This window comes from Polaromonas sp. P3_C2 (assembly GCF_056402675.1).
Genome location: NZ_JBFUGX010000164.1, coordinates 1 through 7361 on the forward strand (window position 1 = coordinate 1; position 7361 = coordinate 7361).

The window sequence follows — 7361 nt, forward strand, 5'->3', positions numbered from 1 at the left end:
CTACTGAAGAGCCCAAATACGCCTCTTGCACGCGCTGGTCGGCGCGCACGGCCTCGGGCGTGTCGTAGGCAATGATCTCGCCATAAACCACCACCGCAATCTTGTCGGCCAGGCCGAACACCACGCCCATGTCGTGCTCCACCGTCAGCAGGGTCTTGCCCACGGTGACCTCCTTGATCAGGTTGATGAAGCGGCTGGTCTCGGACCGGCTCATGCCGGCCGTCGGTTCGTCCAGCAGGATGACGTTGGCGCCGCCTGCAATCGTGATGCCGATTTCCAGCGCGCGCTGCTCGGCGTAGGTCAGGTTGGTGGCCAGCACGTCACGCTTTTTGTCGAGCTTGATCATGGCCATCAACTCGTCGGCGCGCTCGTTGGCGTCATCCAGGTCGGCCAGGAAGCGGAAGAACGTGTACTTGTAGCCCAGGCTCCACAGCACGCCGCAGCGCAGGTTTTCAAACACGCTGAGTTTGGGGAAGATATTGGTGATCTGGAAGCTGCGCGACAAGCCCAGCCGGTTGATTTCAAACGGCTTTTTGCCGTCGATGCGCTGGCCGTTGAGCAACACTTCGCCGCTGGTGGGCTCAAAACGGCCGCTGATGAGATTGAACAGCGTGGACTTGCCCGCGCCGTTGGGCCCGATGATGGCGACGCGCTCGCCGGCCTGCACCTTCAGGTTGGCGCCGCGGATGATTTCGGTCTTGCCAAAGCTCTTGCGCAGGTCTTTGAGTTCAAGCGAATAGTTCATATCAACCTCCCCACCAGCCAGGGCCGCGGAACCGGCTTTGCCGGGCCGCAGGCGCAGCGCCCCCTCGGGGGGCAGCGACGTACACGAAGTGACGAGCGTGGGGGCTCACAGTAATTCCCTTCGCTTGATTTCTTTCTCGATGTCATTTTGTATCTGGCCCCATTGCGTGAGGAATTGCCGGCGTGTGAGCTCAAACAGGCCCAGGCCGGTGACAAGCACGAAGCCGGCGCCCAGCCAGCTGTTGAGGTTGGTGGCGTTGAGCCGCACGCCCATGAAGCCGAGTTCGGGGCCCAGTGCCGCGTTGAGCTGCAGGTGGTAAATCATTTCCACCATGGCGGCCGCGCCGGCCAGCGCGGTGAGCGCTGTCACGGCCAGTCCCAGGTAGCCCACCCACAATTCCCGCAGCTTGCCGAAAGAGGCCACGCGCAAGTTCATCATGATCAGGCTGGCGATACCACCGGGCGCATACATCACCATGAAGAGGAAGATCAGGCCTACATAGAGCAGCCAGGCCATGGAGAGCTCTGAAAGCAGGATCAGCGCCAGCACCAGCAGGCCGGCGCCGATGATGGGGCCGAAGAAGAATGTCGCCCCGCCCAGGAAGGTGAACAGCAGCAGGCTGCCCGAGCGCACACCGCTCACCACTTCCGCCGTGACGATTTCCGAATTGATGGCCGCCAGACCGCCACCTATACCGGCGAAGAAACCGGCAATGATGAAGGCGTAGTAGCGCACGCGCTGCGTGTTGTATCCGATGAACTCCACGCGTTCGGGGTTGTCGCGCACCGCGTTCAGGATGCGGCCCAGTGGCGTGCGGGTAAACGCAAACATGGCCGCCGTGCAGATGAAGCAATAGAAGGCGATCAGGTAATAGACCTGGATCTGCGGGCCGAAGCTGATGCCGAAAACTGGCCTGCCATAAGCGCGGTTGGTGGTGATGCCGCCCTCACCGCCGAAAAACTCGGGGAACATCAGCGACATCGCAAACACCAGTTCACCCACGCCCAGGGTGATCATGGCAAAGGTGGTGCCGGCCTTCTTGGTCGTGACGTATCCCAGCAGCGCAGCAAAAACCAGACCCGAGAGGCCACCCACCAGCGGAATCAGCGTCAGCGGGATGTAGAAGCTGCCTTTGGTGGCCAGATTCATCGCGTGCACGGCGAGGAAAGAACCCAGCCCGGCATAGACCGCATGCCCGAAACTGAGCATGCCGCCCTGTCCCAGCAGGATGTTGTAGCTCAGGCAGATGATGACCAGGTAACCGGCCTGCGACAGCATGGTGAGCGCCAGGCTGCTTTTGAACATCAGCGGCGCGACGATGAGCAGCAGCGCGTACAGCGACCACAACAGCCAGCGGCCGACGTTATAGGGTTTGAATTCGTGAAAGGGTCGAGTCATATTGGTCTGCCTAGCCTTCGCGTGTGCCCAGTAGACCTTTGGGCCTGAAGATGAGGATCAGCACCAGGAACAGGAACGGCAGAATGGGGGCGACCTGTGAAATGGTGAGCTTGAGCAACGGATAGCCGAAGGAATCAGGCGTCACGGTGTAGCTGAATTTGGCCAGCAGCGTCATGAGCGACTGGTCCATGGCCACGGCAAAGGTCTGGATCAGGCCAATCAGCAGTGAAGCCAGAAAAGCGCCGCTGAGCGAACCCATCCCACCCACCACCACGACGACAAAGATGATGGCGCCGACCGAGCCGGCCATGGCGGGCTCCGTCACAAAGGTATTGCCACCAATGACGCCGGCCAGGCCCGCGAGCGCGGCACCGCCACCAAAGACCAGCATGAAGACCCGCGGCACGTTGTGGCCCAGCGCTTCCACCGTTTCCGGATGGGTGAGCGCGGCCTGTATGACCAGGCCGATGCGTGTGCGCGTGAGCAGCAGCCAGATGCCGGCCAGCATGGCCAGCGAAATGAACATGATGAAGGCGCGCGACTTGGGAAAGTTGGTGCCGAACACCGTGAACAGCGGGCCCTGCAAACCCTCCGGTAACACATAGTTGACGGCCGAGCGGCCCCATACCAGCTGCACCAGCTCCAGCAGCAGGTAGGACAGCCCGAAGGTAACCAGCAGCTCGGGCACATGGCCGAACTTGTGCACCTTGCGCAGGCAAAAGCGCTCGAAGGCCGCGCCCATCACAAACACCAAAAGCGGTGCCACCAGCAGCGACCACCAGAACCCGATGACCTGCGAGGTGCTGTAGGCAATGTAGGCGCCGACCATGTAGAAGGAGGCGTGCGCAAAATTGAGCACGCCCATCATGCTGAAGATCAGCGTCAGGCCGGAGCTCAGCATGAACAGCAGCAGCCCGTAGCTGAGGCCGTTAAGCAGGGAGATGGTGAAAAATTCCAAATTCATCAATGACCGCCTGAAGCTGGAAGGTAAAACAGATACGGGCAGGAAACTGCCGGGATAAAGAAAAAGGCCCGAATGGGTCGGGCCTTCGCCGGTCAGGCGGCCGCCAGGGTCTTAGCCCGGACGCTTCATCTGGCAAGAGGTAGGCGTGCTGGCCACATAGGGCTCATAGTATTTGACCGGCACAAAGGTGTAGCCTGTATTCTCGGCATCGTAAGGGTATTTGCCGCCGGCTTTTTCCCATTTGTCGATGTAGAGGCCCTGCTGCAGTTGGTGGTCGGTCTTGCGCATCTCGACATCGCCGTTGAAGCTCTTGAAGCGCAGGCCTTCCATGGCCTTGGCCACGACGGCGGGTTCAGTCGATTTTGTCTGCGCCATGGCTTCGGTCAGGATGGTGAAGGCATGGAAGATCGCGCCGGTGTAGAAGTCGTCGTTGAACTTCTTCTTGTAGTCGGCCTGGACCTGCTGGATCTCGCCGCCCATGTTGAGGTGGTTGTAGGACACCATGTAGACCCGCCCGGCCGAGGCCGCGCCCAGCGCGGTCGGCGTGCCGGTGACGCCGGCGTAATAAGTGTAGAACTTGAYGTTGTTCAGGCCCGCTTCGTTGGCGGCTTTCACCAGCAGCGAGAGGTCGGAACCCCAGTTGCCAGTGATCACGGTGTCGGCACCCGACTGCTTGATTTTGGCGATGTAGGGCGCAAAGTCGCGCACCTGCGCCAGCGGGTGCAGGTCCTCGCCGACGATCTGGATGTCGGGGCGTTTGCTGGCCAGGTTGGCCTTGGCGAACTTGGCGACCTGCTGACCGTGCGAGTAGTTCTGGTTGATCAGGTAGACCTTCTTGATGTCGGGCTGGTCCTTCATGAAGGCCGTCAGCGCTTCCATCTTCATGGAGGTGTCGGCATCCAGGCGGAAGTGCCAGTAGTCGCACTTGCTGTTGGTGAGGTCCGGGTCCACCGCGGCGTAGTTGAGGTAGACGACTTCCTTGCCGGGATTGCGTTCGTTGTACTTGGACAGCGCGTCCATGATGGCCAGCGCCGGGCCGGAGCCGTTGCCCTGCACCACGTAGCGCGCGCCCTGGTCGATGGCCGACTTCAGCGCGTTGGTGGTTTCCTGTGGGCTGAGCTTGTTGTCGATGCCGATGATCTCGAACTTCACGCCGGCCCTGTTCTTCCTGCTGAACTGCTCGGCCAGGAACTGGAAGCCCTTGAGCTGGTTGGTGCCCACGGCCGCCATCAGGCCGGACAGTGGATCAAGCCAGGCGATCTTGACAGTCTGGTTCAGGTTGACGGCACCGGTGGCCGGTGCTGCCACTGCAGCTTTGGCCGGCGCTGCGGCCTTGGCGGGCGCCTGGGCCAGCGCCAYGCCGCTGTAAAGCATGGAAGACACCGCCAGGGCGATGCCTGCATGCCGTGCGAAAAATCTGTTCTGGGTTGTCATCCCTTGTCTCCTGGAAATTGTATGAATGCGCGGTGAATCCGCAGAGGGAACCGGCAAAGGTTAGGTCAAATGATGTTGCACTGCGTCAGGGAATGCCCTAGCCGATGTCACGAACGTGACCCCCACGCTCCTCACTTCGTGTGTCGCTGCCCCCCGAGGGGGCCGCTGCGCCTGCGGCCCGGCAAAGCCGGTTCCGCGGCCCCTGCTTGATTAATACCGCCCCACTCTATGGCAGCGCTCAGGCCTGTGGCAATTTGTAATCTTTAAGAAGTTCGCGCAGCTTGGTTTTGAGCATCTTGCCGGTGGCGCCCAGGGGAATCGCGTCGACGAAGACGACGTCGTCGGGGATTTGCCATTTGGCGGTCTTGCCTTCGTAGAAGCGCAGCAGCTCGTCGCGCGTGACTTCCATGCCGGGCTTTTTCACGACCGCGATGATGGGGCGCTCATCCCACTTGGGATGGGCCACGCCTATGCAGGCAGCCATGGCGACGGCCGGGTGCGCCACGGCGATGTTCTCGATCTCGATGGAGCTGATCCATTCGCCGCCGGACTTGATCACGTCCTTGCTGCGGTCTGTGATTTGCAGATAACCGTCGGCGTCTATGGTGCCGACGTCGCCCGTCGGGAACCAGCCGTCCACCAGCGGGTCGCCGCCCTCACCCTTGAAGTATTCGCGCACAATCCACGGCCCCTTGACGTAAAGGTCGCCAAAGACCTTGCCGTCCCAGGGCAGCTCTTCACCGTTGGCGTCGACGATCTTCATGTCGACGCCGTAGATGGCGCGCCCCTGCTTGAGGCGTATCTTCATTCTTTCTGCTTCCGGCAGCGTGTCGTGCTTGTTCTTGAGCGCGCACAGCGTACCCAGCGGGCTCATCTCGGTCATGCCCCAGGCGTGCAGCACTTCCACACCGTAGTCTTCACGGAAGGCATTGATCATGGCCGGTGGACAGGCTGAGCCGCCGATAACGGTGCGGCGCAAGGTGGAGAACTTCAACCCTGACGGCTTCATGTGTGTCAGCAGCATCTGCCAAACGGTGGGCACGCCGGCGGCGTAAGTGACCTTTTCGGCCTCAATCAGCTCATAGATCGATTTGCCGTCGAGCGCAGGCCCTGGAAACACCAGCTTGGCCCCGGTGAGCGCGGCCGAGTACGGAATGCCCCAGGCATTGACATGGAACATGGGCACGACGGGCAGGATGGCATCCCGTGCGGAGATGGACATTACGTCAGGCAGCGCGGCCGCGTAGGCGTGCAGCGTGCTGGAACGGTGGCTATAGAGTGCGGCCTTGGGGTTGCCCGTGGTGCCGCTGGTGTAGCACATACTGGAAGCGGTGTTTTCGTCAAAACTGGGCCAGGCGTAGTCGGCGCTTTGTGCGCCCATCCAGCTTTCGTAGCTTTGCAAATCCGGAATGCCCGAATCGGCCGGCAACTTGTCAGCGTCGCACAGCGCGATGTAGTGCTTGATGGTCGGGCACCTGGCATGCACGGCCTGCACCAGCGGCAGAAAACTCAGGTCAAAGCACAACACCTGGTCTTCGGCGTGGTTGGCGATCCAGGCGATCTGGTCCGGATGCAGGCGCGGGTTGATGGTATGCAGCACCCGGCCAGATCCGCTCACGCCGTAATAAAGCTCCAGGTGCCGGTAGCCGTTCCAGGCCAGCGTGGCAACGCGGTCGCTGAATGCGAGCTTCAGGCCGTCCAKCGCATTGGCAACCCGGCGCGCCCGATGGGCGACATCCTTGTAGGTGTAGCGATGCAGGTCGCCCTCCACGCGGCGCGAGACGATTTCGGCGTCGCCATGATGGCGCTCCGCGAATTCGATCAGGCCGGAAATCAGCAGCGGCTGGCTTTGCATTAACCCAAGCATCGGGAAGTCTCCATTGGTTAAATAGTGTTCAGCAAGCGGTCATCATGCCGCAGCGCACCATGACGGTCATGCGGGATTGCCCGTGAAATCACGGGTTCATGTCAGGTAGGGGACAATTTGCCGATGACCTCTGCAAACCTTCCGGCGCCCGACGATGCAGGTTCCTCTGCCGGTACCTCGCTGACCTGGAGCAACAGCTTCGCCCAACTGGGTGGCGACTTCTACACCCGCTTGCGGCCGCAGTCCCTGCCTGACCCCTATTGGGTTGGCCGCAGCCGCAGCATGGCGCACGAGCTGGGACTGGGCGCAGAATGGCTTGAATCACAGGCAGCCCTGGAAGCCTTGAGCGGCAATGGCGTCCTGCCTGGCTCCGAGCCGTTGGCCAGCGTCTACAGCGGTCACCAGTTTGGCGTCTGGGCCGGGCAACTCGGTGACGGCCGCGCCTTGTTGCTGGGCGAAATCAGTACTCCGCGCGGGCCGCAGGAAATCCAGCTCAAGGGCGCCGGCAAAACACCCTACTCCCGCATGGGTGATGGCCGGGCTGTACTGCGCAGCTCGATTCGCGAATTTTTGTGCTCGGAAGCGATGCATGGCCTGGGCATTCCCACCACGCGGGCGCTGTGCGTTACCGGCTCCGATGCAGCCGTGCGGCGCGAGGAGATCGAGACCGCCGCCGTGGTGAGCCGCACCGCGCCAAGCTTCATCCGCTTCGGCCACTTCGAGCATTTCAGCTACAACGACCAGCATGCGCAGCTCAAGGTGCTGGCCGACTACGTCATCGACCGGTTTTACCCCGCCTGCCGCAAGGCAAAGCAACCTTATGCGGCGCTACTGGAGGCCGTCAGCGAAAAGACCGCACACCTTATGGCTGCGTGGCAGGCTGCAGGTTTTTGCCATGGCGTCATGAACACCGACAACATGAGCATCCTGGGGCTGACCATTGACTATGGCCC

Annotated in this window: 6 protein-coding genes; 1 reads left to right on the forward strand and 5 read right to left on the reverse strand. The window is 61.5% G+C overall.

Annotated features, from left to right (window positions below):
* From AC1DWI_RS09090 to AC1DWI_RS09110, 5 genes are all read right to left on the reverse strand, one after another.
* Positions 1 to 745, reverse strand: a 745-nt coding sequence (locus AC1DWI_RS09090) for an ABC transporter ATP-binding protein (protein ID WP_477724706.1), incomplete at its 3' end; no start/stop codon positions are given.
* A 105-nt stretch (positions 746 to 850) separates the two neighbouring features.
* The gene (locus AC1DWI_RS09095; protein ID WP_477669518.1) at positions 851 to 2143 is read right to left on the reverse strand and encodes a branched-chain amino acid ABC transporter permease; all 1293 of its coding nucleotides are present in this window, start codon (positions 2141 to 2143) and stop codon (positions 851 to 853) included.
* Between the two features lie 10 nt (positions 2144 to 2153).
* Positions 2154 to 3107 (reverse strand): branched-chain amino acid ABC transporter permease, encoded by a 954-nt coding sequence (locus tag AC1DWI_RS09100; RefSeq protein ID WP_477669517.1) that lies wholly within the window; start codon positions 3105 to 3107, stop codon positions 2154 to 2156.
* 111 nt (positions 3108 to 3218) lie between these two features.
* Entirely contained in the window at positions 3219 to 4481 is a 1263-nt protein-coding gene (locus tag AC1DWI_RS09105) for a branched-chain amino acid ABC transporter substrate-binding protein (protein WP_477724709.1), read from the reverse strand.
* A 298-nt stretch (positions 4482 to 4779) separates the two neighbouring features.
* Positions 4780 to 6408, reverse strand: a complete 1629-nt coding sequence (locus AC1DWI_RS09110) for a 3-(methylthio)propionyl-CoA ligase (RefSeq protein WP_477724707.1) — start codon at positions 6406 to 6408, stop codon at positions 4780 to 4782.
* A 123-nt stretch (positions 6409 to 6531) separates the two neighbouring features.
* Between AC1DWI_RS09110 and AC1DWI_RS09115 the strand changes: the two genes are divergently transcribed.
* The coding region (locus AC1DWI_RS09115; RefSeq protein ID WP_477724708.1) for a protein adenylyltransferase SelO family protein at positions 6532 to 7361 on the forward strand (830 nt) is incomplete at its 3' end.